The 25,938-nt window shown below is 69.8% G+C and carries 20 protein-coding genes and 1 pseudogene; 6 read left to right on the top strand and 15 right to left on the bottom strand.

Annotated features, from left to right (window positions below; genetic code table 11):
• Positions 1–33: 33 nt before the first annotated feature.
• Complete coding sequence (locus ACIBU0_RS10225; RefSeq protein ID WP_019755516.1) at positions 34–228, bottom strand: hypothetical protein; 195 nt, start codon at positions 226–228, stop codon at positions 34–36.
• Positions 229–405: 177 nt separating this feature from the next.
• Between ACIBU0_RS10225 and ACIBU0_RS10220 the strand changes: the two genes are divergently transcribed.
• Positions 406–2,523 carry a prolyl oligopeptidase family serine peptidase gene (locus ACIBU0_RS10220; protein WP_398814605.1) on the top strand — a complete coding sequence of 706 codons (2,118 nt, stop codon included), beginning with the start codon at positions 406–408 and terminating at the stop codon, positions 2,521–2,523.
• A gap of 13 nt (positions 2,524–2,536) precedes the next feature.
• Here ACIBU0_RS10220 and ACIBU0_RS10215 read toward each other — a convergent pair whose 3' ends face one another.
• The 9 genes from ACIBU0_RS10215 to ACIBU0_RS10175 all read right to left on the bottom strand — a co-directional run bounded on the left by ACIBU0_RS10215 (position 2,537) and on the right by ACIBU0_RS10175 (position 14,948).
• On the bottom strand, positions 2,537–2,836 hold the full coding sequence (locus ACIBU0_RS10215) for a hypothetical protein (RefSeq protein ID WP_398814602.1): 300 nt from the start codon (positions 2,834–2,836) through the stop codon (positions 2,537–2,539).
• A gap of 82 nt (positions 2,837–2,918) precedes the next feature.
• Positions 2,919–3,440 carry a hypothetical protein gene (locus tag ACIBU0_RS10210; protein WP_398814599.1) on the bottom strand — a complete coding sequence of 174 codons (522 nt, stop codon included), beginning with the start codon at positions 3,438–3,440 and terminating at the stop codon, positions 2,919–2,921.
• Positions 3,441–3,499: 59 nt separating this feature from the next.
• A complete protein-coding gene (locus ACIBU0_RS10205) occupies positions 3,500–7,510 on the bottom strand; it encodes a GDSL-type esterase/lipase family protein (RefSeq protein WP_398814596.1) in 4,011 nt (1,336 codons plus the stop codon).
• A 165-nt stretch (positions 7,511–7,675) separates the two neighbouring features.
• Entirely contained in the window at positions 7,676–8,242 is a 567-nt protein-coding gene (locus tag ACIBU0_RS10200; RefSeq protein ID WP_398814594.1) for a hypothetical protein, read from the bottom strand.
• Positions 8,243–8,520: 278 nt separating this feature from the next.
• Complete coding sequence (locus tag ACIBU0_RS10195; RefSeq protein ID WP_398814591.1) at positions 8,521–9,543, bottom strand: ABC transporter ATP-binding protein; 1,023 nt, start codon at positions 9,541–9,543, stop codon at positions 8,521–8,523.
• Entirely contained in the window at positions 9,536–10,519 is a 984-nt protein-coding gene (locus ACIBU0_RS10190; protein WP_398814590.1) for an ABC transporter ATP-binding protein, read from the bottom strand. The genes ACIBU0_RS10195 and ACIBU0_RS10190 overlap by 8 nt, the downstream gene beginning before the upstream one ends.
• 842 nt (positions 10,520–11,361) lie before the next feature.
• Positions 11,362–12,393: an ABC transporter permease gene (locus tag ACIBU0_RS10185; protein ID WP_398814587.1), complete on the bottom strand. Its 1,032-nt coding sequence runs from the start codon at positions 12,391–12,393 to the stop codon at positions 11,362–11,364.
• Positions 12,386–13,309: an ABC transporter permease gene (locus ACIBU0_RS10180; RefSeq protein WP_398814584.1), complete on the bottom strand. Its 924-nt coding sequence runs from the start codon at positions 13,307–13,309 to the stop codon at positions 12,386–12,388. The genes ACIBU0_RS10185 and ACIBU0_RS10180 overlap by 8 nt, the downstream gene beginning before the upstream one ends.
• Positions 13,310–13,316: 7 nt before the next feature.
• The gene (locus ACIBU0_RS10175) at positions 13,317–14,948 is read right to left on the bottom strand and encodes an ABC transporter substrate-binding protein (RefSeq protein ID WP_398814581.1); all 1,632 of its coding nucleotides are present in this window, start codon (positions 14,946–14,948) and stop codon (positions 13,317–13,319) included.
• Positions 14,949–15,296: 348 nt separating this feature from the next.
• Between ACIBU0_RS10175 and ACIBU0_RS10170 the strand changes: the two genes are divergently transcribed.
• The 5 genes from ACIBU0_RS10170 to ACIBU0_RS10150 all read left to right on the top strand — a co-directional run bounded on the left by ACIBU0_RS10170 (position 15,297) and on the right by ACIBU0_RS10150 (position 21,424).
• Entirely contained in the window at positions 15,297–17,120 is a 1,824-nt protein-coding gene (locus tag ACIBU0_RS10170; RefSeq protein WP_398814578.1) for an ABC transporter substrate-binding protein, read from the top strand.
• Positions 17,121–17,125: 5 nt separating this feature from the next.
• A complete protein-coding gene (locus tag ACIBU0_RS10165) occupies positions 17,126–18,178 on the top strand; it encodes an ABC transporter permease (RefSeq protein ID WP_398814575.1) in 1,053 nt (350 codons plus the stop codon).
• A complete protein-coding gene (locus ACIBU0_RS10160) occupies positions 18,175–19,134 on the top strand; it encodes an ABC transporter permease (RefSeq protein ID WP_398814572.1) in 960 nt (319 codons plus the stop codon). The genes ACIBU0_RS10165 and ACIBU0_RS10160 overlap by 4 nt, the downstream gene beginning before the upstream one ends.
• 43 nt (positions 19,135–19,177) lie before the next feature.
• A complete protein-coding gene (locus ACIBU0_RS10155; protein WP_398814569.1) occupies positions 19,178–20,152 on the top strand; it encodes an ABC transporter ATP-binding protein in 975 nt (324 codons plus the stop codon).
• Positions 20,153–20,446: 294 nt separating this feature from the next.
• A complete protein-coding gene (locus tag ACIBU0_RS10150; protein WP_398814566.1) occupies positions 20,447–21,424 on the top strand; it encodes an ABC transporter ATP-binding protein in 978 nt (325 codons plus the stop codon).
• Here the strand turns inward: ACIBU0_RS10150 and ACIBU0_RS10145 are convergent.
• The 5 genes and pseudogenes from ACIBU0_RS10145 to ACIBU0_RS10125 form a co-directional block, all read right to left on the bottom strand.
• Positions 21,414–21,632, bottom strand: a pseudogene (locus ACIBU0_RS10145) (glyoxalase); the annotation flags it as partial. The gene ACIBU0_RS10150 and the pseudogene ACIBU0_RS10145 sit on opposite strands and share 11 nt — an antisense overlap.
• A gap of 164 nt (positions 21,633–21,796) precedes the next feature.
• Positions 21,797–22,942, bottom strand: coding sequence for an ABC transporter ATP-binding protein (locus ACIBU0_RS10140; protein ID WP_398814563.1), 1,146 nt, complete (start codon positions 22,940–22,942; stop codon positions 21,797–21,799).
• Entirely contained in the window at positions 22,935–23,993 is a 1,059-nt protein-coding gene (locus ACIBU0_RS10135) for an ABC transporter ATP-binding protein (RefSeq protein WP_398814560.1), read from the bottom strand. The genes ACIBU0_RS10140 and ACIBU0_RS10135 overlap by 8 nt, the downstream gene beginning before the upstream one ends.
• 11 nt (positions 23,994–24,004) lie before the next feature.
• On the bottom strand, positions 24,005–24,952 hold the full coding sequence (locus ACIBU0_RS10130; protein ID WP_398814557.1) for an ABC transporter permease: 948 nt from the start codon (positions 24,950–24,952) through the stop codon (positions 24,005–24,007).
• Positions 24,945–25,877: an ABC transporter permease gene (locus tag ACIBU0_RS10125; RefSeq protein ID WP_398814554.1), complete on the bottom strand. Its 933-nt coding sequence runs from the start codon at positions 25,875–25,877 to the stop codon at positions 24,945–24,947. The genes ACIBU0_RS10130 and ACIBU0_RS10125 overlap by 8 nt, the downstream gene beginning before the upstream one ends.
• Between the last annotated feature and the right edge of the window lie 61 nt (positions 25,878–25,938).

The raw sequence follows: 25,938 nt of genomic DNA, 5'->3' as shown, positions 1-25,938 counted from the left end.
GACCACGGCCCGGAGCCCGCAGGGTGGCGCGGCTCAGAACTTGATGCTGCCGATCATGCCCGCGATGTTCGTCGTCAGCTCACTGATGGTGGGCGCGACGGTCGAGGACGCCAGGTAGAAGCCGAGCAGCATGCAGACGACGGCATGCCCGGCCTTCAAGCCTGATTTCTTGATCAGCAGGAAGACGATGATCGCCAGCAGCACCACCGCCGAAATCGAGAGTGCCACGGCGGCTCACCTCCAAGAATCCCAAGCGCGGGGGGAACGGACTATGGGGGCAGATAAATCCATGCAGCAGCCAGCAGGTTCATACCCACTATGCGACATTGATCATAACTATCCGTACGTGCGCATCGATCGGCGCACAGCCGCACAAGGGGGCGCACTGGCCAATATGGTCGGGGCATGACGACCGAGCCTGTCTCCTTCCCCCGCCGGCACGCCCGCACCCAGAGGTTCACGCTCGGCGCGCCGCGCGCGTTCGCGGTGGCGCCCGACGGCAGCCGTGTCGCGTTCCTGCGCTCCACCTCCGGTACGGATCCGGCGAGTTCGCTCTGGGTGCTCGACACGGCGGACGGCACGGAGCGCGTGGCGGCCGACCCGCGCGCCCTCCTGGGCGGGGCCTCGGAAGACCTACCGCCGGAGGAGCGGGCGCGGCGCGAACGCAGCCGTGAGGCGGGCGCCGGCATCGTCGCCCACGCCACCGACGCGGCGGTGGAGTTGGCGTCTTTTGCCTTGTCAGGGCGGCTTTTCACGGCGGAGCTGCGGGCCGGCACGGCACGTGAACTCCCGGTCCCGGGGCCGGTGATCGATCCGCGTCCCTCCCCCGACGGGCGGCACGTCGCGTATGTCGCGCAGGGCGCCCTGCGGGTGGTGGGCGCCGAGGGCGAGGGCGATCGCGCGCTCGCCGAACCGGAGTCGGACGGGGTCACCTATGGGCTGGCCGAGTTCATCGCGGCCGAGGAGATGGGGCGCCACCGGGGCTTCTGGTGGGGTCCGGAGTCGGACCGGCTGCTCGTGGCACGCGCGGACGACACGCCGGTGCGCCGGTGGTGGATCTCCGATCCGGCGCGTCCGGAGCGCGAGCCGCAGCAGGTGGCGTATCCGGCGGCGGGGACCCGGAACGCGGACGTACGACTGTTCGTGATCGGTCTGGACGGGGTACGCACGGAGGTCTCCTGGGACCGGGCGCGGTACCCGTATCTGGCGCGAGTGCACTGGTCAGCGGCGGGTGCGCCGCTTTTGCTCGTACAAGCGCGCGACCAGCGCAGCCAGCTGTTCCTGGCCGTGGACCCGGCGACGGGGGCGACCCGGATGGTGCACGCCGACGAAGATCCACAATGGCTGGAACTTTTCGCCGGTGTGCCCTGCTGGAGCCCGTCCGGGCATCTCGTGCGCATCGCCGACGAGGGCGGCGCGCGGGTGCTCGCGGTGGGCGAACGCCCGCTGACAGGACCGCAGTTGCACGTCCGGGCGGTGCTGGACGTCTCCGACGACGACGTGTTGATCTCGGCGTCGGCGGGGGAGGCCGCGGCCGATCCCGAGATCGGCGAAGTGCATGTGTATCGGGTGAACGAGCTCGGCGTGGAGCGCATCTCGCAGGAGCCCGGCGTGCACTCGGCGGTGCGCGCGGGGGGCGTGACGGTCCTGGTGTCCTACACGCCCGGCCGGCCCGGAGCGCAGGTCCAGGTGCTGCGGGAGGGGAAGCAGACGGCGACGGTCCGGTCGTATGCCGAAGATCCCGGTATGACCCCGCGCGTGACCCTCACCCAGGGGGGCGCGCGGCGTATCCCGTGCGCCGTGCTTATGCCTCGGGACTACGCCGGTGACACCCCGCTCCCGGTTTTGCTGGATCCGTACGGGGGACCGCACGGCCCTCGGGTGGTGGCCGCGCACAACGCCCACCTGACCTCGCAGTGGTTCGCCGACCAGGGGTTCGCGGTGGTCGTCGCGGACGGACGCGGTACGCCGGGGCGCTCGCCCGCCTGGGAGAAGGCGGTCCACGGGGACTTCACGGTCTCGCTCGACGACCAGATCGACGCGCTCCAGGACCTCGCGAAGTCCCACCCGCTCGATCTGTCCCGGGTGGCGATCCGCGGCTGGTCGTACGGCGGCTGGCTGGCCGGGCTGGCGGTGCTGCGCCGCCCGGACGTCTTCCACGCGGGCATCGCGGGCGCACCCGTCACGGACTGGCGCCTGTACGACACGCACTACACGGAGCGGTATCTGGGCGACCCCGCCGAGCAGCCGGAGTCGTACGCGAAGAGCTCACTCGTCACCGACGACGGGCTCTCCTCCCCCGCCGGGCCGCACCGCCCGCTGATGATCGTGCACGGCCTGGCCGACGACAACGTGGTGGTCGCCCATGCCCTGCGCCTGTCCTCCGCCCTCCTGGCGGCAGGCCGTCCGCACGAGGTGCTGCCGCTGTCCGGGGTGACCCATATGACCCCGCAGGAACAGGTCGCGGAGAATCTGCTGCTGCTCCAGGTGGACTTCCTGAAGCGGTCGCTGGGGCTGCACTGACTGCTCAGTCGCGTCAGTTGCCCTGCGAGCCGAGGAAGACCAGGAGGGGAAGGCCGACGAGCAGGAGGTGGGTGACGCCGGTCTTCCAGTAGCGCAGCACCGCGGCGAGGGCGAACCCGCCGCCGGCCAGCCATGCGGCGAAGACCAGGATGTCGTGCTGCGCGGCGTCCGCCCGGCGGTCGGCGTACTCGTCGAAGCCGGCGCCGATACCGGAGGCGACCATGCCGAAGCCGAGGACGATCACCACAAGGACGTCGAGGAGTCCTACGAGGACCGCGATCAGTCCGTCGTGTTCGCGTGGTCGGCGTTCCATGGGCCAAGCCTCCCGTAGGGGCGGGCCGGGGTCCTGAGCAGCCGTACTCATCCGCTCGGGACCCCGGCGCCTGCCGCCCGTGTCAGCCGTGGACCAGCGGGGAGCCCTGGAGGTCCTTGGTCACGGCTCCCTTTCCGTCGCCCTCGATGTCGTAGACGATCGTGGAGTCCGACGACCACCAGACCTCACCGTCGTACGTCATCGACGGGGCGGTGCAGGTGTTCGCGGGGGTGATCTCGAACCAGGTGTACTCGTCGTTGACGAGCTGGGTCAGGTCGCACGTCTTCTTGGTCTCGACGACGTCGGCGCTGTCCTTGCCCGGGCGGGACTCCAGCCGGGTGGTGATCTTGAAGCTGGTGAACCGCTTGCTGTTGTCGATGACCTGGTCGACCAGGATCTGCCAGCTGACCACGGACTTGGCGGTGATCTTGCCGTTCGCGGCGGTGGCGGTGTTCGCCACGTGGTACAGCGACTCCGGCTTGTTGCCGGGGAAGTACACCTCGAAGGAGGAGTCCGCCGTGGCGGCGGCCGCCGGGGAGGCGAGCAGGACGCCGGTCGCGAGCGCGGAGGCGGCGAGCCCTGCGGTGGTGAGCAGCTTGCGCATGGGGTTCCTTCCGTGGGGAGGGGCCGGGCCGGTGGGCCCGGCCCCTGGGCGGTGGTGCGTCAGTTGCCCCGGAGCGTGTGCTCCAGGGAGTCGGCGTACAGCCGGGCGCCCGCGGGCTTGGGGTGGAACGACTGCATGGAGGGAGCGGGCCCGTCCGCGTCCGCCTCGGAGCGGCCGTTCATGACGATGCCGTGGACGCTCTCGGGGTCACCGCAGATCGCCTTGCCGGCGAACTCGTCGCGCGGGTCGGAGAAGACGGCGTAGGCTCCCGCGTCGGCCGCCGCGCCCTTCATCTCGTCGGCGAGGACGTCCGCCACCTTGTTGATGAACTGGCCCTCGACCCGGTCCAGGGCCGGCAGGCAGGAGCCGTCCTTCTCCAGCAGGGTCGGGTAGCCCATGAGGACGATCTTGGCGTTCTCCGCCTTGCTGCGGATGGTCCTCAGCAGTGCCGTGATCCGGGGCCGGACCGCGTCGTGCAGCCACTTCGGCGCCCATTCGTCGAGGCGGCCGGTCTCCCCGCCGTTCTCCTCGCCGTTGTCCGGGTTGATGTTCGGGATCGACGCCGCCTGGCAGTTGACCAGGGACGGGACGGGGATGTCCACGCACTTCTTGACGACGTCGGTGAAGCGGGCGTCGTTGCCGCCGATGCTGATCGTCACCAGGGTGGTGTTCTGGTCGAGGTAGCCCGCGTCGATCTGCGCGACCTCGCCCTGGCCGCCCTTCAGCACGTTGTAGGTGCGGGCGCCGGAGCAGGCGACGAAGTGGTAGTCCATGTCGGCGTCGCGGTGGTCGGACATCGCCCCGATGGACTTGGAGTAGCCGGGCAGGGTCGCCTGGCGGGACCAGGCGATCTTGGACCGGTGGCACTTGGAGGTCGTGTTGACCTCGACCTTGCCCTCGTCGTGGGCCTTCTCGTTGACCTTGTCGCGGAAGTCGGTCTCCGGGTAGTAGTTCTTGCCGCCCGGCTCGGTGGCACCCTCGCCGGAGGAGTAGGAGTCACCCATGGCGACGACGAAGTTCTTCGGCTTGCCCGGCAGCGGCTGGAAGGCCACGGAGTCCCAGGCGATGTCCTCCTCGCCGCGTCCGTCGGCGGTGTCGGTGTCCAGCGAGACGGTCGGCGCGCCGGTGAAGTTGAACACGCCGAGGTCGACCCACTTGTTCTCGCCGACCCGCTGCGGGTGGACCCGGACCGAGCTCTTGGAGTCGGTGCCGCCGACGTGGTAGGCGGCCTGCCGGGTGTGGGCGCCGTGGTCCGGCACGTGCGCGTACACCCGCATCCAGCCCCGCTTGGCGCTGTTCAGGGTCCAGGTGCCCTTGGTGTACATGCGGATGCCGTTGGCGTCCCCGGTCTTGGACCGGGTGTGCGAGAACCAGAAGTGGTTGCCGTTGCCGGCGCCGATCTGGTGCAGGTCCACCCGGCCGTTGGGCTGGGCGAAGGTGAACTCGAACTTGCCCTGGGAGGACACGCCCCCACACCGGTTGGACGACCCCGCCGGGACGGTCTTGTCGGGCAGGTCGTCGACGATCATCGACCCGGCCGGCAGACCGGTGTTGCAGCGCGGCGGGTAGGAGTCCGCGTCGGGCTGCTCGGGGTAGGTGTCGTCGAACCGGTGGATCGGGTTGCCGCACTGGGCGCGGCTGGTGCAGTCCTTCCACTTGGCCGGCTTGTTCCACCAGCACTTCAGGTACAGCGGGTTGTGCGTGTCCGGGTCGCCGGGCAGCTTGCAGGCGCCCTTGCCGGTCTCGTTGCTGTCCGTGTCGGTGATCTTGGTCGGGTCGCAGTCGATGCTCGAGCCGCAGAACAGGCCGACCGGCGGCTTGGCGGCCGTGCGGTCCACGGTCGTGTTCCACCAGGCCTGCTTGTATCCGGCCTGGAAGTCACCGGGCTTGAACATCGCGGAGATCGGACGGGCGGCCCAGCCGATCACCTTCTCCTCGTACGGCCAGTCCTGCGGGTGCGCCGCGTGCCAGTAGGCGTCCGATCCCTCGGCGGTCTCCAGGAACGGGGTGCGGTTGGCCTTCCACAGCGGGTTGGCGGGGTTGTTCGTCCAGCCCAGGCCCCACTTGCCGTTCTCCGGCTGCGACTTCTTGTGGTAGCCGGTGTTGTACGTCCACAGCGCGGCGAACCAGTTCTCGATGTACTTCGGGTTGCCGTCGTTGATGACGATCCCGTCGGCGCGGGTCTGGTTCCACTTCTCGATGAGGATGTTGACGCCGGCGGCGATGTTCGCCGCGTAGTCCAGCGCCACCGCTTCCTGCTTCGCCGGGGACAGCGCGGTCTCGCCGGGCTTCTCCTTGCCCTTCATCCGCATGCCGTCGGTCACCTGGGTGACGCCGTAGCCGCAGTCGGCCTCGCCCCACTCGATGAAGAACGGGTCGGACTGGTCGCCGTCGGCCGAGTGGGGCACGCCGTAGAAGTTGCCGATCAGCGGGTTGCCGGTGACGCCCGGGACGGTCGTCCGGGCGGCCTGCCACATGTTGGACTCCTGCGCCGTGATGCCGAGCATCACGGTCGCCGGGATGTGCCAGTCCTCACCGGAGCCGCCGTTCAGCTTGCTCAGGGGGAACAGCGACTGCGGCGCGTACGCGGCCATGCCGGTGTTCTTCCAGTTCGCGGCCCGCGTCGCGCCCTTGTTGAGCTTGCCGACGACGGCCTGGTCCACGGCCCACTCGATCTGCCGCGGGGTCGGCTGGAACGCCTGCTTCTTCGGGTCGTTGCGCGGCACGGAGCAGGAGCGGTCCGCGTCCACGCTGCCGGCCCGCGAGGAGCCCCGCTGCTTGCCGAAGGTGATCGCGGGGGTGAGGTCGTTGCCCTTGCTGTGCCGCGCCGGCGTGCCGAGCGCGACGGCGTCGGCGCTGGTGTCGACCACCGTGGTCCGACCGGTGTCCAGGGCCTTGATGTCGGTGCGCACCAGGCGCGGGGAGTCCGCCTCGGACTGGGTGATGTGCGAGGTCTTCCCGTCCGCCCAGCGCGCGGTGACGGCGGCCTGGCCCCGGCTGGAGATACGGGCGTCCTTGTCGAGTCCGCCCGGGTTGTGCAGGACGCCCGCGGACCGGGAGGTCGTCGTCGCCCGGCCGGTGACGTAGACCTCGCCCGCCGGGGTCGAGGTGAGGTCGAACGCGGCCAGCCGGCCCGATGCGAGGGCGGCGGGGCGCGCCTTGGCCTGGGGCGCCTTGATCTGCCCGGCGGTGACGCGGTTGACCGTGGCCCGCTCGTCGGCCGAGGTGCGCAGGGTGCCTCGGGACGGCTGGCGGTCGATGAAGGTGACGCCGCCGTCGGCGTCGGCCTTGAGCTGGAACGGGGTGGTCTTCGTCCGGGCCACCACGCTCACCTTGGAGCCGGCGACGCGCACGATGTGGTTGCCCTCCGCCGCCACGATGCCCTGCTTCGTGGGGATCGCGGAGGTGACCTGCCCGCTCACGGTCTGCCGTGCACGCTCCTTGCCGGTGCGGGCGTCGACGGTGACGAGCCGGGTCCGGTCCTTCGCGGCCTCGTCGTCCGTCAGCGCGGTGAACACCGCCTGCTCGCCGCTGCCGCAGCCGGGCGAGAAGTAGCCGAGCGTCGCGGTGAAGGGCAGCTTGCGCACATCGCCGTTGGACAGGTCGACGAGCGCGGTGAACGCGCCGCGCGTCATCAGCTCGGGCTTGTTGGTGAAGGCGCGGGGCGCATAGGCGACGGCCGCGTACTTCCCGGACTCCGTCAGACAGGCGTTGCCGATCCAGGTGTCGGTGTCGAAGCCGGGCTCGGAGAGGGAGGCGGCGGTCTTCCAGGCGTAGCCGTCCTTCTCGTCGGCGACCAGCACATGGAACCCGGTGCCGTCACCGATGGTCGTGAACGCCCGGTCCTTGCTGGAGCGGTAGTCCTTGCCGAGGACGCCCTCCCGCTTCTTGGCGGGAATGGCGCCCGGTTGCTCGTCGGCGCCGCGCGAGGACGGTGCCGACCATCCGTCGGCCGCACCGGGAGGTGCGGCCTCTGCGAAGGCCTGGGTGGTGGCGATGCCCGCCGACAACGACAGAACGAGTGCCGTCGTCACGGGAATGCGCGCATACCGCAGTATGTCGCGTCTCAACTTTCCTACTTTCACGATGAGTCGGCCGTACCGGACATCTGTGTGCGGGCACGGCGGAGTACCCCGTCGCCAGGTGGTACGGCGACGGGCACGCTGATGCGACGTGGGGTCAGGGGATGTCGGGAGTCTCCGCGGAGAGGAAGGTCAATTCCCTGCAAGCAGCGGTCAGTTGCAGTTTCCGACGGCGTCGATGCTGTCGATGACGACCCTGCCGCCCTTCTTCATGTACGAGTACACCTCGCCGCAGTAGCCCCTCTTCTGGCGGACGGGACCGGCGTACGTGCTGTACGTGCCGAAGTCCTCGTCGTGCGGGGTGTCGGTGTAGTTGTCCTTCAGCCGGATGCCCATGTACTGCGCGGAACCGGTCTCGTTGTGCAGGACGCCGCAGGTCGGCTTGTCGTAGATGTGCGGGCCGGTCGTGGAGCCGTCGGTGTACACGTAGACGGTCGCGTACCGGGCGCTGTCGTTCGGCAGCCGCCGCGCGGTGAGGATCTCCGTGTATCCCGCGCCGCACACCGTCGCGGCCCGTACGGCGACCCCCGGGTTCGCGGCCACGAGAGAGCGGGTGCTCCTGGACGCCTGCGGGGCGAACGTGAGGTCGTTCGCGCGGACGACGGAAGTGCCGGCCGTCGAAGTGTCAGTGGCGGCGACGGCCTGGCCGGGCACGGAGGTGCCGAGCAGCGCCAGAGCGGAAACGGCCAGGGCAGAGCAGAACGCGGTCTTTGCGCGCATGCGAAATATCCCCCATGTTGATCCATGCACGGGGGGTGAAGTGGTCAGCTGTCAGGCCCCCCGCCAGTCACAGGAGAACCTAACAGCTCTCACAAGGAACAGAAAACGTGTTCCCATTCACACAGAGTGGGCGGGAGGGCTTCACCGAGTGACCACAAACGGCAACGAGCCGGGGCGACATGGCGCGCCCCGGCTCGTTTACGGCACCCGCACGGCCGTACGCTGTTCAGCGTGACGCGTCCGTATATCGGAATCGGGTCGGCTGAGTTGCCTGCGTGTTAACGCGGTTGATGGATGTTTGCGGCGAAATGGCAGGCGGAGTCGTGCGCCTCGGGCCCGCCCGACTCCCGGAAACGCGGCGGCACCGCGAGCTCCGGTACCTCCTGGGCGCAGCGTTCCTGCGCCTTCCAGCAGCGGGTGCGGAAGCGGCAGCCGGAGGGGACGTTCGTCGGGGACGGGACGTCTCCGGTGAGGATGATGCGTTCGCGGCGTTCACGGGCCTCGGGGTCGGGGACGGGGACCGCGGAGAGCAGGGCTTGCGTGTACGGGTGCGTGGGGTGGTCGTAGATCTCGGTGTCCGTGCCGGTCTCCACGAGCCGTCCCAGGTACATGACTCCGACGCGGTCGGAGATGTGCCGGACGATCGACAGGTCGTGGGCGATGAAGACGTAGGAGAGGTCGAACTCGTTCTGCAGGCGGTCCATCAGGTTGATGACCTGGGCCTGGACGGAGACGTCCAGCGCGGAGACGGGTTCGTCGGCGACGATGACGTCCGGGCGCAGGGCCAGTCCCCGGGCGATGCCGATGCGTTGGCGCTGGCCGCCGGAGAACTGGTGCGGGTAGCGGTTGATGTGCTCGGGGTTGAGGCCGACCACGTCGAGCAGGTCCTGGACCCTGCGGCGCCGGTCGCCCTTGGGAGCCACCTCGGGGTGGATGTCGTACGGCTCTCCGACGATGTCGCCCACCGTCATACGGGGGTTGAGCGAGGTGTACGGGTCCTGGAAGACCATCTGGATGTTGCGCCGTACGGCCTTCAGCGCGCGCCCGGACAGCTTGGTGATGTCCTCGCCCCGGTAGCGGATGGCGCCGGCCGTCGGGCGTTCCAGGTTGACCAGCATCTTGGCGACCGTGGACTTGCCGCAGCCGGACTCGCCGACGATGCCGAGGGTTTCGCCGCGGTGAAGCGTGAAGTCGACGCCGTCGACCGCCTTCACCGAGCCGATCTGTTTCCTGAAGAGGATGCCCTGGGTGAGCGGGTAGTGCTTGACGAGCCCGCTGACCTGAAGAACCGGCTCAGCCATCGAGGCACTCCCTCCAGAAGTGGCAGGCGCTGCCCCGCGGGGTGTCCGGCCCGGTGACCTCGTACAGCGGGGGTACGTCCGTGCGGCACACGTCGCGGGCCATCGGGCAGCGGGGGTGGAAGGCGCAGCCCTGCGGGGTGTTCATGAGGTTGGGCGGCAGGCCCTTGATGGCGTACAGCTCCCGGCCCTTGAGGTCCAGGCGCGGGATGGAGTCCAGCAGGCCCCGGGTGTACGGGTGGGCGGGCGCCTTGTAGATGTCGTGGACCGGCGCCGACTCGACGATCCGGCCCGCGTACATCACGGCGATCCGGTCCGCGACGTCGGCGACCACGCCGAGGTCGTGGGTGATCAGGATGAGTCCCATGTTGTACTCGCGCTGCAATTCCGCGAGCAGGTCCATGACCTGGGCCTGGACGGTGACGTCGAGGGCGGTGGTGGGCTCGTCGGCGATGATGAGGGCCGGTTCCAGGGCGAGGGCCATCGCGATCATGATGCGCTGGCGCATACCGCCGGAGAACTGGTGCGGGTACTGCCTCACGCGTTCCTTGGCGGCCGGGATCCGCACCCGGTCCATCAGCTCCACGGCCCTGGTCCGCGCGTCCTTGCGCGACATCCCCCGGTGGACCACGAACATCTCGCCGAGCTGATCACCCACGGTCAGCACGGGATTCAGCGACGACAGGGCGTCCTGGAAGATCATCGCCATCTCGGTCCCCCGGAGCCTGCGCCGCTCCTCTTCCTTCAGCGTGAGCAGGTCCCGCCCCCGGAAGCGGATCTCGCCCCCGGTGATGCGCCCCGGCGGCATGTCGAGAATCCCCATCACCGCCTGCGCGGTCACCGACTTCCCGGACCCGGACTCCCCCAGCACGGCGAGCGTCTGCCCCGCCTCCACGGCGAAGTCGACCCCGTTGACGGCCTGGGCGACCCCGTCCCGCGTCCGGAACTCCACCCGCAGATCACACACTTCGAGCAACATGCCGCCGCCTCACCTCAACTTCGGATCGAGCCCCTCGCGCACGATGCGCTCCGCCGGTGGTGCCGCGACAGGCCGTCGATCGCCTGCGGCTCCGTCGTGGCTGCTCGCGCCCAACGCCGCCGCTGGGAGTGCCACGAGCAGGCCGTCGATCGGCTGACACGCCGTCGTGGCTGGTCGCGCAGTTCCTCGCGCCCCCAATCGGGCGCGGACCCAGCCGATGATGCGCACGAAGGCCCAGCAGCGCCCGCCAGGCGCACGGCACAAGCGTCACCTCAGCTTCGGCTCCAAGGCGCCGCACACCAGACGCTCCGCTGGCAGTGCCACGAGCAGGCCGTCGATCGGCTGCCACGCCGTCGTGGCTGGTCGCGCAGTTCCTCGCGCCCCTAATCGGGCGCGGTCCCAGCCGATGATGCACACGAAGGCCCAGCAGCGCCCGCCAGGCGCACGGCACAAGCGTCACCTCAACTTCGGCTCCAAGGCGCCGCACACCAGACGCTCCGCTGGCAGTGCCACGAGCAGGCCGCCGATCAGCTGACACGCCGTCGTGGCTGGTCGCGCAGTTCCTCGCGCCCCTAATCAGGCGCGGACCCAGCCGATGATGCGCACGAAGGCCCAGCAGCGCCCGCCAGGCGCACGGCACAAGCGTCACCTCAACTTCGGATCCAAGGCGCCGCACACCAAACGCTCCGCTGGCAGTGCCACGAGCAGGCCGTCGATCAGCTGACACGCCGTCGTGGCTGGTCGCGCAGTTCCTCGCGCCCCTAATCGGGCGCGGACCCAGCCGGCGATGCGTACGAAGGCCCAGCAGCGCCCGTCGGGCGCACGGCACAAGCGTCACGCCGTCACCTCAGCTTCGGGTCCAGGGCGTCGCGTACCGCGTCGCCGAGCATGATGAAGGCCAGGACCGTGATCGCCAGGGCGCCCGAGGGCCACAGGAGGGCGTGGGGGGCGTTGCGGACGTAGGGGGAGGCTGCCGAGATGTCGATGCCCCAGGAGACGCTCGGGGGTTTCAGGCCTACGCCCAGGTAGGACAGCGTGGCCTCCAGGGCGATGTAGGTGCCCAGGGCGATGGTCGCCACCACGATCACCGGGGCGACGGCGTTGGGCGCGATGTGGCGGAGCAGGATGCGGGAGTGGGAGGCGCCCAGGGCGCGGGCGGCCTGGACGTAGTCGTTCTGTCGGGCGGTGATGACCGCGCCGCGGGCGATGCGGGAGATCTGCGGCCAGCCGAGCAGCACGATGAAGCCGATGACCGGCCAGACGGAGTTGCTCGTCACGACCGACAGCAGGACCAGGCCGCCGAGGACGACCGGGATGGCGAAGAAGATGTCGGTGACGCGAGAGAGGACGGAGTCCCACAGGCCGCCGAAGAAGCCGGCCAGGGCGCCCAGCACCGAGCCGAGCACCGCCACCCCGAGCGTGGCGCAGACGCCGACCGTGACGGACGTACGAGCGCCGTAGACCGTGCGCGTGTAGACGTCGCAGCCCTGGCCGTCGTAGCCGAAGGGATGCCCGGGTGCGGAGCCCTGCTGGGCCTTGGCGAGGTCGCACTTGAGGGGGCTGCCGGGGGCGATCGCCGAGGGGAAGAGGGAGATGAAGAGCAGGAACAGGATGATCAGGGCCGAGACCAGGAAGACCGGGTTGCGGCGCAGGTCCCGCCAGGCGTCGGACCAGAGGCTGCGGGGGCGGTCGGTGGAGGCGGCGGCCGAGGGATCCGGGGCCGTCGGCTCCGCGCCGCCGTCCGGTTCCACGGGAGCCCGCCCGCCGGAGCGGCGGCCTTCGAGGATTTCCGCCTCGCCGGCGGCCACGTGCATCGCTCCGCCCGTTCCGCTGCCGGAGATCGCCCCCTCGGACTGGAACGGCTGGTCAGGCATAGCGGATCCTCGGGTCGAGTACGGCGTACAGGAGGTCGACGACCAGGTTGCAGAGGAGGAAGACGAGGACGAGGACCGTCACGAAGCCGACGACGGTCTGCGTGTTCTGGCGCAGGATGCCCTGGTAGAGCTGGTAGCCGACGCCATGGATGTTGAAGATCCGCTCGGTGACGATCGCGCCGCCCATGAGGAAGCCGATGTCGGCGCCGATGAAGGTGACCACCGGGATGAGGGAGTTGCGCAGCAGGTGCCGGGTGACGACGCGGCGGCGCGGCAGGCCCTTGGCGATCGCCGTACGGACGTAGTCGGAGCGCCGGTTCTCCGCGATCGAGGTGCGGGTCAGGCGGGTGACGTACGCCAGGGAGACCGAGGCGAGGACCAGGCCCGGGATCATCAGCTCCCCGAAGGGGGCCGCCGGGGAGACCGACGGCCGGATCCAGCCCCACTCCACGCCGAGCAGCAGCTGAAGCAGCAGGCCGGTGACGAAGGTGGGGACGGAGATGACGACGAGGGTCAGCAGCAGCACCCCGGTGTCGACGGGGCGGCCGCGGCGCAGGCCCGTGACGACGCCCAGCGTGATGCCGATCAGGACCTCGAAGAGGATCGCCACGATCGTGAGGCGGATGGTGACCGGGAAGGCCGTCGACATCAGCTCGGTGACATCCTGGCCGTTGAACGCCGTACCGAAGTCCCCGGTGAAGACGTTCCCCATGTAGGTCAGGTACTGCTGCCACACGGGCTGGTCGAGCCCGAACTCCTTCCTGAGCTGGGCGGCCGTCGCCGGGTCGCACTGCCGGTCGCCGCACAGGCCCGCGACGGGGTCGCCCATCACGTTCACCATGAGGAAGATCAGCAGCGTGGACCCGATGAACACCGGGACCATCTGCACCAGGCGCCGGACGACGTACCGCCCCATGCCGGGCTCAGCCGACCTTGATCTGGTCGTAGACGGGGACGCTGAACGGGTTCAGGGTCACGTTCGACAGCCGCTCCGACCAGCCGGCGCTGCCGTTCTGGTACCACAGCGGGATCGCCGCCATGTTGTCCCGGACGACCTCCTCGGCCTTCTGGAACATCTCCACGGCCTTCGCCGGGTCGGTCTCGGCGTTGGCCCGGTCGACGAGCCTGTCGAACTCCTCGCTCGACCACTTGCCGTCGTTGGAGGAGGCGCCCGTGTAGTAGAGCGGCTGGAGGAAGTTCTGGGTCAGCGGGTAGTCCATCTGCCAGCCCGCACGGAAGGGGCCGGAGAGCTTCTGGGTCGTGGACTTGCTGCGGAAGTCGGCGAAGGTGCCGATCGGGTTGCCGACGCAGGCCCGGTCGTTGTCGAGGGCGTTGTTGATGGAGTTGCAGACGGCGTCCACCCACAGCTTGTGCGAGCCGGTGTCCGCGTTGTAGGTGATCTTCACCTGCCCGCCGGGCAGCCCGCCGCCCTCCTTGATCAGCCGCTTCGCCGCGGCGGCGTCGTACTCGCACCACTGACCGCACAGCCCCGCCTTGTAACCGCCGTCCTTGCCGAGGACGGGTGAGGTCCAGTCGGTGGCGGGGGTGCGGGTGCCCTGGAAGATGGTCTTGGTGATCTGCTCGCGGTCGATCGCCCGGGACAGGCCCTGGCGGACCTTGACCGAGCCCGCCTTGTTCCAGTTCTTGTCGTAGAAGGGGAAGGCCAGGGTCTGGATGATGCCGGCCGGGGTGTTGAGGTAGCGGTCGCCGAGGTCCTTCCCGACGTTCTTCAGCTGCTGGGCCGGTACGTCGTCGACCAGGTCGAGGTTGCCGGCCAGCAGGTCGGTGTAGGCGGTGTTGTTGTCCGTGTAGACCTTGAGGGTGACGCCGCCGTTGCGGGCCGCGTCCTCGCCCGGGTAGGCGTCCCACTTCGTCAGATGCATCTCGGAGCCCTTGGTGTACGACTCCACGCTGTACGGCCCGTTGCCGACGGGCTTGGCCAGCCAGCCGTCGTGGTCGTCGAAGAACGCGCGCGGCAGCGGGACGAAGGCGTTGTAGCCGAGGGTGTCGGGGAAGCTGGAGAACTTCTGGCTGAGCCGGACGGTGAAGGTGCGGTCGTCGAGCACCTTCAGCCCGGACATCGTCTCGGCGCTCTGCGCGCCCTTCTCCGGGTGCACCTGGTCGTAGCCCTCGATGTAGCCGAAGAAGTAGGCGTTCTTCTGGTGGTTCTCCAGGCTCGCCCCGTAGTTCCAGGCGTCCACGAAGGACCGGGCGGTGACCTTCTCGCCGTTGCTGAAGGTCCAGCCGTCCTTGACGGTGACGGTGTAGTTCCGCGAGTCGGTGGTCTCGATCTTCTCGGCGAGCATGTTCTCGGCCTCGCCCGTCCTCGGGTCGTACTGCTTCAGACCCCGGAAGATCATGGAGAGCACCTTGCCGCCCTGCACCTCGTTGGTGTTGGCGGGCTCCAGCGGGTTCTGCGGGTCCGTCCAGGAGGAGCTGAGCACCGCGTCGCCACCCGCGCCGCTGCCTTCCCCGCCTCCGCAGGCCGTCGCCGTCGCCGCGAGGACGACCGCCACCGCACATGCGGCCCGTCCGGCGTGCGTGGCTGTGCGCATGGTGCCTCCTCGTGACGGCGCCGCCCCTGAATCGCCGCGCCCTGGCAGCAAATATCGGCAGCCGTGAGGGACTGTGCATGCGCACGGCACCCATCCGGGGCGCCGTTAGCCCGTTCGGCGTCAGGCGTTCCGGGAAACGGGAAAGCACTGCCAGGGCCCCACCAGGGGCTCTTCACCGGTGTGGACCAATGGCTGTCTCAATCTCATCACTTCGCTTTTTCCGCAGGCCAGATGGGGTTTCATGCACTGCTCACGCGCGCAGTAAATGCGCTGACAGTCCAAGAAGCCGTTCCAACCAGCCGTTCCAACCAGCCGTCCCTGTGCAAGCGATGACGCGAGGTCACGACCATGAGCACTCACGAGCAGCACAGCAGAGCGCGGCGGCTCCTCGCCGCAGCCGGAGCAGCCACCCTGACGCTGGCGGCCGGACTCGTGCCGCATCAGGCGGTGGCGGCGGACGGCGACAGGGTCCTCACCGTCGCGGTCGCACAGAGCGTCGACTCCCTGAGCCCCTTCCTGGCGTCGCGGCTGCTCAGCACGAGCATCCACCGGCTGATGTACGAGTACCTCACCAACTACGACCCGAAGGACGCCCACGCCGTCCCGGCCCTGGCGACCAAGTGGGAGTCGTCCCCGGACAAGCTGACCTGGACGTACACGATCCGCTCCGACTCCAAGTGGTCGGACGGCCGGCAGACCACCGCCGAGGACGCGGCGTGGACGTTCAACACGATGATGACCGACGAGGGAGCGGCCACCGCCAACGGCAGCTTCGTCGCCAACTTCAAGAAGGTGACGGCCCCGAGCCCGACCAAGCTGGTCATCGAGCTGAAGAAGCCGCAGGCCACGATGACGGCGCTGGACGTGCCGATCGTGCCGAAGCACATCTGGGAGAAGGCCGGCGACTTCTCGAAGTTCAACAACGACAAGAAGTTCCCCGTCGTCGGGAACGGGCCGTTCATCCTCACCGACTACAAGCCCGACAGCTACGTCCGTCTGAAGGCCAACAAGGACTTCTGGCGCGGGGCCCCGAAGTTCGACGAGCTGGTCTTCCGCTACTACAAGGACCAGGACGCCGCGGTCGCCGCCCTGCGCAAGGGCGAGGTCTCCTTCGTCGCCGGGGCACCCGCGCTGACGCCCGCCCAGGCGGCTTCCCTCAAGGGCGAGAAGGACATCCACGTCAACGACGCCCCGGGCCGCCGCTTCTACGCCCTCGCCGTCAACCCCGGCGCACGGGCGAAGAACGGCCAGAAGTTCGGTGACGGCCACCCCTCGCTGCTGGACGAGCGGGTGCGGCACGCCCTGTTCATGGCGGTCGACCGCAAGACCATCATCGACAAGGTGTTCCAGGGATACGCGGTGCAGGGCGAGGGATACATCCCGCCGCGCTTCTCCTCGTACTTCTGGAAGCCTGCCGACGGTCAGGAACTCGCCTACGACCCCGCCGAGGCCGCCCGGCTCCTCGACCAGGCGGGCTACAAGAAGAATGGCGACGGCAAGCGCGTGGACAAGGACGGCAAACCGATCACCTACCGCGTCCTGTGCCACGCCACCGACCCCAACGACAAGGCCATAGGGCAGTACCTGAAGGAGTGGTGGGGCGATCTCGGCATCGGCATGAAACTCGACTGCCTGGACAACGTCAGCGACCCCTGGCTCGCGGGCACCTACGACCTCGCCTTCGACGGCTGGTCCGTCAACCCCGACCCGGACTTCGTGCTGTCGATCCACACCTGCGGCGCGCTGCCCGCGACCCCGAAGGACACGGGCGCGACGGACAACTTCATCTGCGACAAGAAGTACGACGACCTGTACGCGCGGCAGCTCGCCGAGTACGACCCCGCCAAACGGGCGGACATCGTCAAGCAGATGGAGTCGCGGCTGTACGACCTCGGGTACATGAACGTCATGGCGTACCCGAACGCGGTCGAGGCCTACCGCACGGACCAGATCGAGTCGATCACGACGATGCCCGCGAAGGCGGGCAACATCTACGGGCAGGACGGCTACTGGAGTTGGTGGTCGGCGACCCCGGCGGACTCCGACGGTTCCTCCGGCGGCTCCGGCTCGACGGGCGTCGTCGTCGGTGTCGCCGTGGGTGCCGCCGTCCTCGTCGGTGGGGGTGTGCTCTTCGCGCTGCGCCGCCGGGCCACCGCCGAGGAGCGCGAGTAGCGCCGATGACCGCCGACGCACCCTCCGCCGCGGCCGTCAAGGCCGCCGCGCCCGCGGTCCGGGGACCGCGGGCGCGCACCACCACGCGCTATCTGCGGTACGGCGCCGGGAAGGTGGGCGGCGCCGCCGTCTCCCTGCTCGCCGTCCTCGTCACCGGGTTCTTCCTGTTCCGGCTGATCCCCGGCGACCCCGTCAAGACCATGACGGGCGGCCGCCCGATCTCCGCGGAGCAACTCGCCGCCTACCGCGAGGAGTTCGGGCTCGACCTGCCGCTGTGGCAGCAGTTCACCGACTACTGCGGCAAGGCGCTCACCGGAGATCTCGGCACCTCGTACCAGTTCCGGGCGCCCGTCATCGACAAGATCTCCGAGGCGCTGCCCAACACCCTGCTGCTCACCGGCACCGCGTTCGTCCTGTACACGCTGCTCGGCATCGTGCTGGGCACCCGCTCGGCCTGGCGGCACGGAGGACTCGGCGACCGGCTGAACACCGGCCTGGCACTGACCCTGTACTCCGTCCCGTCCTTCTGGCTGGGCCTGCTGCTGATCATCGTGTTCTCGGTGGGGATCGGCCCGATTCCCGGGCTGTTCCCGACCGGGGGCATGGAGTCGGGCGGTGAGGAGGGCTTCGCGTACGTCCTCGACGTCGCCCACCACCTCATCCTCCCCGTCGTCACGCTGGTCGCGGTCGAGTACGGCCAGACCCTGCTGGTGGCCCGCTCGGCACTCCTCGACGAAATGGGCAGCGACTATCTGACGACCGCCCGCGCCAAGGGCCTCAGGGACGACCTGGTCCGGCGCCGGCACGCCGTGCCGAACGCGCTGCTGCCGACGGTGACGCTGGTCTTCGTCAATCTGGGCCGGACGGTGGCCGGCGTGATCCTGGTCGAGACGGTGTTCTCCTGGCCGGGCCTCGGCGGGCTGTTCTACCAGGCGCTGAGCGTGCCCGATCTGCCCCTCGTACAGGGCCTGTTCCTCTTCTTCGCAGCGGCGGTGATCGTCATGAACACCCTGGCCGACCTGGTCTATCCGCTCCTCGACCCCCGGGTGGGCCGATGACGACCGAGACCGACGGGGCCAAGGCGCCCGGGACGGACGGGACGGCCGGTACCGAGGCCCGGACGGCCGGTCCGCGGGCGCTCGCGTGGCAGCGGCGGCGCCGGTCCACCGCACGCTTCTGGACGCAGTACCGCACCCATCGCGCCGGGCTGGTGGGCCTTGTGGCCCTCGCCCTGTTCGCGCTGCTGGCGCTGACCGCCCCGCTCACGGTCGGCTCGGACGTGGCCGGCGTGACGGGGGCGCCGGGGCAGCCGATGGAGGGCCCGAGCGCGGAATTCCCCCTGGGCACCGACCGGTTCGGGCGGGACCTGCTGGGCCTGGTGGTGTGGGGCTCGCGGGTGTCGCTGCTGGTCGGGCTGCTCGCCGCCGCGCTGTCGGTGGCGATCGGCACGCTGGTCGGGATCACCGCGGGGCACTTCAAGGGGGCGTACGGCACCGTGCTGATGCGGATCACCGACTGGTTCCTGGTGATGCCGACCCTGGTCCTCGCCATCGCGCTGGCCACCGTGATGTCCCGCTCGCTGGGCACGGTCGTGCTGGCGATCGGCGTGACCTCCTGGCCGACGACGGCCCGGCTGGTGCGGGCGCAGACGCTGGCGGTGGAGTCACGGCCGTACATCGAACGGGCGACGGCGCTCGGCGGCGGGCACTGGCACATCATGTCCCGGCATGTGCTGCCCAACGTCATGCCGCTGGTCCTCGCCCAGACGACGCTGATGATCTCGTCCTCCATCCTCGCCGAGGCGACCCTCGCCTTCCTGGGGCTGGGCGACCCGACCGTCGTCTCATGGGGCGGGCTGCTCCAGGACGCGCGCGAGGCCGGCGCGGTCAGCTCCGGCAACTGGAGCTATCTGGTGCCGCCGGGCATCGCGATCGCGGTGGTGGCGCTGGCGTTCACGCTGTGCGGGCGGGCGGTGGAGTCGGTGCTGAACCCGAGGCTGGGGGTGGGGCGTTGAGGCTCCTGAAGGTCCGGCATCCGGTCAACCAGGGGGTGACCTCGTGAGCCTGCTCGACGTCAGAGACCTCACGGTGACCTACCCCGGCGGGGCGGCCGCCGTGCGGGGCGTCGACCTGACGCTGGCCGCCGGGCAGAAGCTCGGCATCGCGGGCGAGTCGGGCTGCGGCAAGTCCACGCTCGCCCTCGCCCTGCTGCGGCTGCTGCCGGCCGGGACCCGGATCGGCGGGGAGATCCTGCTGGACGGCGAGGACGTCCTCACCATGAAGTGGGGGCGGGTGCGGGCGGTGCGGTGGGCCGGCGCCTCCATCGTCTTCCAGGGCGCGATGCACTCGCTGAACGCCGTCCACCGCGTCGGCGACCAGATCGCCGAGCCGATCCTGCTGCACCGGAAGGCGACGCAGGCGGCCGCGAAGCGGAAGGCGGGCGAGCTCCTGGAGCACGTGGGCCTGCCTGCGGCGCGCGCATCCGCATACCCCCACGAGCTGTCCGGCGGCCAGCGGCAGCGCGTCATGATCGCCATGGCGCTCGCCTGCGACCCCCGCCTGGTCATCGCCGACGAGCCGACCACGGCCCTGGACGTGATGATCCAGGCGCAGATTCTCCGCCTCATCCAACAACTCGTCACCGAACAGCAGTTGGGCCTGATCGCGATCAGCCACGACCTGGCGGTCCTCGCCGACACCTGCGACCGGCTGGCGGTGATGTACGCGGGCCGAGTGGTCGAGGAGGGCCCGGCCCGCACGGTCTACGAGGACGCCCGGCACCCCTACGGCAAGGCGCTGTCGGAGGCGTTCCCGAGAATCGGCGACCCGGCGTCCCGCTTCGCCCCCCGCGGCCTCCCCGGCGACCCACCGGACCCGTCCGCGGTGCCCTCCGGCTGCGCCTTCCACCCGCGCTGTCCGGTCGCGCTGGAGTCCTGCGCGGTGGACGACCAGGAACTGCGTACGGCCGACGAGGACCGCCGGGCGGCATGCGTACACGTACGGGCCACACAGGACGCGAGGCGCCGGCCATGACCCCCCTGAGCACCCGAACTCCGAGCGAGCCGGGCCGCGGCAGGCCGAAGCCGACCCGCACGCAGCTCGGTCCCGTGCCACCGACACCCGACCGGCGAGCACCCCGTCCGCACACGCAGGCACCCCCGCACGCGAGGCGCCGGCCATGACCCCCCTGAGCACCCGAACTCCGAGCGAGCCGGGCCGCGGCAGGCCGAAGCCGACCCGCACGCCGCTCGGTCCCGTGCCACCGACGCCCGACCGGCGAGCACCCCGTCCGCACACGCAGGCACCCCAGGACACGCGGAGCCGACCATGACCCTCCTCAGCGCACAAGGCCTGCACATCACGTACCCCGGCCGGCACGGCGCCCCGCCCGCCCGTGCGGTGGACGGGGTCGACCTCGACATCGGCGCGGGTGAGATCGTGGCACTCGTCGGCGAGTCCGGCTGCGGCAAGACGACGCTGGCCCGCGCGCTGCTCGGGCTGGTGCCGCCGACGCAGGGGCGGGTCGTCTTCGACGGCGAGCGACTGCGGTATTCCTCACGGGCCCTGAAGGCGTACCGGCGGCGCGCCCAGCTCGTCCTCCAGGACCCGACCGGGTCGCTGAATCCACGGCACACGGTGTACGACGCGGTGGCGGAGGGCCTGCGGATCCACGGCCACGGCGGCGACGAGCGTACGGCCGTGGCAGAGGCCCTCTCCAGGGCCGGGCTGCGGCCCCCCGAGCGCTTCTTCCTGCGTTACCCGCACGAACTCTCCGGCGGCCAGCGCCAACGGGTCGTCATCGCCGGCGCGTTGGTCCTCGAACCCGAACTCCTCGTCGCCGACGAGCCGGTGGCCTCCCTCGACGCGTCCGTACGCGGCGAGATCCTCGCCCTGCTGCTACGGCTGCGCACCGACCTCGGCCTGTCGGCCCTGGTGGTGACCCACGACCTGGGGCTGGCGTGGAACATCGCGGACCGGGTGGCGGTGATGTACCTGGGCCGGATCGTGGAGACGGGGGACGTGGAGCAGGTGCTGACGGAGCCTCGGCATCCGTACACGCAGGCGTTGTTGTCGGTCCTGCCGGAGGCCCCGGGCGACCCGGTGGTCCTGACCGGTGAACCCCCCGACCCGTCCCGCATTCCGTCCGGGTGCCGTTTCCACGCCCGGTGCCAGGTTCTGGCGAGCGGGGAGGCGGATAGGGCGGGAGTGGCCGACGCCTGCCGGACGGAGGATCCGGGGGTGCTCGGCGGAGGTGGGCAGGCGCAGGTGGCGTGTCACTGGGCGCGGGCGGGCATCACGGCCTGACGGCGGCCACCAGCTCGACCTCGAAGCCGTCCGTGTTCGTCAGGTGGGCGGCGTAGTGCCGGGGACCGCCCGCGTACGGGTATCGGTCGGCGAAGAGGGGGGTCCAGCCGTGGGCGGAGGCCTCTGCGGCCAGCGCGTCCACCTCCTCGCGGGTCAGTGCCGGTGACCGCTCCACGACGAGGTACGCAGGGCGCAACCGCCGGCTCCTCCGTTGCCTCTCTCTGCAAGCACGCGCCCCGAAAGGGGCGCGGGGAACTGCGCGACCAGCCCCCGCGGCGCCGCACCAAACGCAGAACCGTCGTCCCCCAGAACGCCAGTTCCCGGCACCCCCACAGCGGGGTGCCGGGAACGACTGCCGAGCCGTCGCAGACGCTACGCGTGGACGACGTCCTTCTCCTCGGCGAAGTGGCACGCCGACTCGTGGGCCGCCGGCGTGTCCTCGCCCTTGAAGCGCTCCGGGACCGCCAGCAGCGGGATCTCCTCGGCGCACTTGTCCTGTGCCTTCCAGCAGCGGGTGCGGAAGCGGCAGCCCGAGGGCGGGTTGGCCGGGGACGGGACGTCGCCGGTGAGGATGATCCGCTCGCGGTGGTCGCGGGCCTCCGGGTCGGGGACCGGGACCGCCGACAGCAGCGCCTGGGTGTAGGGGTGCGTCGGGTGGTCGTAGATCTGCTCGTCGGTGCCGATCTCGGCCATCTTGCCGAGGTACATCACACCGACGCGGTCCGAGATGTGCCGGACGATCGACAGGTCGTGGGCGATGAAGATGTAGGACAGGTTGAACTCGTCCTGCAGTCGCTCCATCAGGTTGATGACCTGCGCCTGGACGGACACGTCCAGCGCGGAGACCGGCTCGTCGCAGATGATGATCTCGGGGTTCAGGGCCAGGCCGCGGGCGATGCCGATGCGCTGGCGCTGACCGCCGGAGAACTGGTGCGGATAGCGGTTGATGTACTCCGGGTTGAGGCCGACGACGTCCAGGAGCTCCTGCACCTTGCGGCGCCGGTCGCCCTTCGGGGCCACCTCGGGGTGGATGTCGAAGGGCTCCCCGATGATGTCGCCCACCGTCATACGGGGGTTGAGCGAGGTGTACGGGTCCTGGAACACCATCTGGATGTTGCGGCGGACCGCCTTCAGCGCGCGCCCGGACAGCTTGGTGATGTCCTGGCCCTTGTAGAAGATCTCGCCGGCCGTCGCCTGCTCCAGGTTCATCAGGAGCTTGGCGACGGTGGACTTGCCGCAGCCGGACTCGCCCACGATGCCGAGGGTCTCGCCCTGGTACAGGTCGAAGGAGACACCGTCGACGGCCTTGACGGCGCCGACCTGCTTCTTGAACAGGATGCCCTGGGTGAGCGGGAAGTGCTTCACCAGGTTGCGCACCTGCAGGATCGGCTCGCCCCGCTCGACGGGCGCCTCGATCGCGGCGACCGCCTCCGACTCGGAGTGGGCGTCGACGACCTCGACCTCGGAGACGTTCGGCGTGGCGTCCTGCGGCTCGTCGTTCTTGCTGAGCTCAGCCATGGATCGTCTCCTTCCAGAAGTGGCAGGCCGAGCCGCGGCCGGCCAGCTCGGTGCCGTCCGGCTCCGCGACCGGGAGCAGGGCCGGGATGTCGGTACGGCAGACGTCCTGGACCTGGGGGCAGCGCGGGTTGAAGGCGCAACCGGTCGGGATGCGCAGCAGGTTGGGCGGCAGGCCCTTGATCGCGTACAGCTCCTGGCCCTTCTGGTCCAGGCGCGGGATCGAGTCCAGCAGACCCTTGGTGTACGGGTGCGCGGGGCGCTTGTACAGCTCCTGGACCGGGGCGCGCTCCACGATGCGCCCCGCGTACATCACCGCGATCTTGTCCGCGACGTCGGCGACCACGCCGAGGTCGTGGGTGATCAGGATGAGTCCCATGTTGTACTCGCGCTGCAACTCCGCGAGCAGGTCCATGACCTGGGCCTGGACCGTCACGTCGAGGGCCGTGGTGGGCTCGTCGGCGATGATCAGGTCCGGCTCCAGGGCGAGCGCCATCGCGATCATGATGCGCTGGCGCATACCGCCGGAGAACTGGTGCGGGTAGTCGCTGACGCGCGCCGCCGCGGCCGGGATCTTCACCCGGTCCATCAGCTCGATCGCCTTGGCCTTGGCGTCCTTCTTGGACATGCCCTGGTGGACCCGGAACATCTCGCCGAGCTGGTAGCCGACGGTCAGCACCGGGTTCAGCGAGGACAGCGCGTCCTGGAAGATCATGGCGATGCGCTGGCCGCGGATCTTGCGGCGCTCCTCGGCGGACATCTTCAGCATGTCCTGGCCGCGGAAGAGGATCTCGCCCTGCGGGATCCTCGCCGGCGGCATGTCGAGGATGCCCATGATGGCCTGCGCGGTGACGGACTTGCCGGAGCCGGACTCGCCGAGCACGGCGAGGGTTTCGCCGGCGTTCACGCTGTAGTTGACGCCGTTGACGGCCTTGGCGATGCCCTCGCGGGTGTGGAACTCGACGTGCAGGTCACGCACTTCGAGCAGCGGGGCACCGTCGCCGTCGCCGTCGCGGGGCGACGGCACGGGGACGACTTCTTCGATGATGGTCACGTACGCCTCCCTCAGCGCATCTTCGGGTCGAGGGCGTTGCGGACGGCCTCACCGAGCATGATGAACGCCAGCACCGTGATGCTGAGCATGATCGACGGGTAGAGCATGATCCACTGGGCCACGCGGATCTGGTTGCCGCCGTCGGAGATGTCGTTGCCCCACGAGACGCCGTTCAGGCCGAGGCCCAGGAAGGACAGCGTGGCCTCGGCGGCGATGTAGATGCCGAGCGAGATGGTGGCGACGACGATCACCGGGGCGAGGGTGTTCGGCAGGATGTGCCGGAACATGATCCGCGGGGTGCTCGCGCCCAGGGCCTTGGCGGCCTGCACATAGTCGGCCTGCTTGGTGGTGATCACCGCGCCGCGCATGACGCGGGCGATCTGCGTCCAGCCGAAGAAGCCGAGTGCGCCGATGACGATCCAGGTCGTGCGGTCCGTGAAGGAGTTGAGCACGACCATGGTGCCGAGCAGGAACGGGATGCCGAAGAAAATGTCCGTCAGGCGCGACAGGAGCGCGTCGACGATGCCTCCGAAGTAGCCGGCGACCATACCCACCAGGCCGCCCACGAGCGTGACGAGGAGGGTGGTGCCGAAACCGACGGCGACGGAGGCCCGGGTGCCGTAGATGAGGCGCGCGTAGACGCTGCGGCCCTGCTGGTCGTAGCCGAGCCAGTCGGCCGAGCCCACCTCGCCCAGCTTGGGCTTCTGCAGGTAGTGCTTGGACAGGTCGCCGAGGATCGGGTCCGTGCTGGTGAACCAGCCGGGGAAGAAGGTGATCGTCAGCAGGAACAGGATCAGCACGCTGGAGACGATGAAGATCCAGCTGCGGCGCAGGTCGACCCAGGCGTCGCCCCACAGGCTGCGGGCCTTCTCCGGCTTCGGCTCGGCAACCGTCGCGGCAGCCTGCGGCGTCGCCGCCGTCACGGCGCCCTTGACTTCGGTCTTGGTCACGTCAGGCATAGCGAATCCTCGGGTCCAGGACCGCGTAGAGCAGGTCGACGAGCAGGCTGGCGAGGAGGTAGACGAGGACCAGGATGGTCACCAGGCCCACCAGGGTGGTGCCCTCGCGGCGCACGATGGACTCGGCGATCGTGCCGCCCACGCCGTGGATGTTGAAGATGTGCTCGGTGACGACGGCTCCGCCCATCAGCGCGCCGATGTCGATGCCGAGGTAAGTGACCACGGGGATCAGCGAGTTGCGCATGACGTGCACCCCGATGACACGGCGCTTCGGCAGGCCCTTGGCGACAGCGGTGCGCACGAAGTCGGCGCGCAGGTTCTCCGCGATCGAGGTCCGGGTGAGCCGGGTCACGTAGGCCAGCGAGGCGGTCGCCAGGACGAAGGCCGGCATGATCAACTGGCCGTAGTTGGTGGCGTCGTTGACGGACGGATCCACCCAGCCGAGCTGGTCGGCGAAGACGAGCTGAAGGATGAAGCCGAGAACGAAGACCGGGATCGAGATCAGCAGCAGCGTGACCAGCAGGATCGCGTTGTCGGTGACCCGGCCGGCGCGCAGGCCCGCCACGATGCCCAGAACGATGCCCAGCACGACCTCGATGGCGAAGGCCAGCCCGGCGAGACGCAGCGTCACCGGGAAGGCGTCGCCGAGCACCTCCGTGACGGGGCGGCCGCTGGCGATCTGCGTGCCGAAGTCGGCGTGCAGCACCATGTCCTTCATGTAATTCCAGTACTGCACCAGGATCGGCTGGTCCAGGCCGTACTCATGTCTCAGGGCCGCAATGACCTGCGGGCTGCCGGCCTTGTCGCCGAAGAGCCCTCGCACGGGGTCGCCGGGCAGGGCGTAGACCATGAGAAAGATCAGCAGTGTCGTCCCGATGAACACCGGGATCATCTGGAGCAGTCGTCGTGCGACGTAGCGCCCCATCGTGCCTCCATGTCAATTCCAGCAGCGGCAGCCGACGGGCCCTTTCCACGCGCACCCGCCA

Source organism: Streptomyces sp. NPDC049627 (genome assembly GCF_044465645.1).
In the GTDB taxonomy this organism is placed as follows: Bacteria; Actinomycetota; Actinomycetes; order Streptomycetales; family Streptomycetaceae; genus Streptomyces.
This window is presented reverse-complemented; position numbering and strand designations above follow the sequence as displayed.

What these genes read in the sequence shown, in the direction of transcription:
- ACIBU0_RS10220 (WP_398814605.1), top strand. Translation starts at nt 406, where the DNA reads ATGACGACCGAGCCTGTCTCCTTCCCCCGCCGGCACGCCCGCACCCAG.
- ACIBU0_RS10215 (WP_398814602.1), bottom strand. Translation starts at nt 2,836, where the DNA reads ATGGAACGCCGACCACGCGAACACGACGGACTGATCGCGGTCCTCGTA.
- ACIBU0_RS10210 (WP_398814599.1), bottom strand. Translation starts at nt 3,440, where the DNA reads ATGCGCAAGCTGCTCACCACCGCAGGGCTCGCCGCCTCCGCGCTCGCG.
- ACIBU0_RS10200 (WP_398814594.1), bottom strand. Translation starts at nt 8,242, where the DNA reads ATGCGCGCAAAGACCGCGTTCTGCTCTGCCCTGGCCGTTTCCGCTCTG.
- ACIBU0_RS10195 (WP_398814591.1), bottom strand. Translation starts at nt 9,543, where the DNA reads ATGGCTGAGCCGGTTCTTCAGGTCAGCGGGCTCGTCAAGCACTACCCG.
- ACIBU0_RS10190 (WP_398814590.1), bottom strand. Translation starts at nt 10,519, where the DNA reads ATGTTGCTCGAAGTGTGTGATCTGCGGGTGGAGTTCCGGACGCGGGAC.
- ACIBU0_RS10185 (WP_398814587.1), bottom strand. Translation starts at nt 12,393, where the DNA reads ATGCCTGACCAGCCGTTCCAGTCCGAGGGGGCGATCTCCGGCAGCGGA.
- ACIBU0_RS10180 (WP_398814584.1), bottom strand. Translation starts at nt 13,309, where the DNA reads ATGGGGCGGTACGTCGTCCGGCGCCTGGTGCAGATGGTCCCGGTGTTC.
- ACIBU0_RS10175 (WP_398814581.1), bottom strand. Translation starts at nt 14,948, where the DNA reads ATGCGCACAGCCACGCACGCCGGACGGGCCGCATGTGCGGTGGCGGTC.
- ACIBU0_RS10170 (WP_398814578.1), top strand. Translation starts at nt 15,297, where the DNA reads ATGAGCACTCACGAGCAGCACAGCAGAGCGCGGCGGCTCCTCGCCGCA.
- ACIBU0_RS10165 (WP_398814575.1), top strand. Translation starts at nt 17,126, where the DNA reads ATGACCGCCGACGCACCCTCCGCCGCGGCCGTCAAGGCCGCCGCGCCC.
- ACIBU0_RS10160 (WP_398814572.1), top strand. Translation starts at nt 18,175, where the DNA reads ATGACGACCGAGACCGACGGGGCCAAGGCGCCCGGGACGGACGGGACG.
- ACIBU0_RS10150 (WP_398814566.1), top strand. Translation starts at nt 20,447, where the DNA reads ATGACCCTCCTCAGCGCACAAGGCCTGCACATCACGTACCCCGGCCGG.
- ACIBU0_RS10140 (WP_398814563.1), bottom strand. Translation starts at nt 22,942, where the DNA reads ATGGCTGAGCTCAGCAAGAACGACGAGCCGCAGGACGCCACGCCGAAC.
- ACIBU0_RS10130 (WP_398814557.1), bottom strand. Translation starts at nt 24,952, where the DNA reads ATGCCTGACGTGACCAAGACCGAAGTCAAGGGCGCCGTGACGGCGGCG.
- ACIBU0_RS10125 (WP_398814554.1), bottom strand. Translation starts at nt 25,877, where the DNA reads ATGGGGCGCTACGTCGCACGACGACTGCTCCAGATGATCCCGGTGTTC.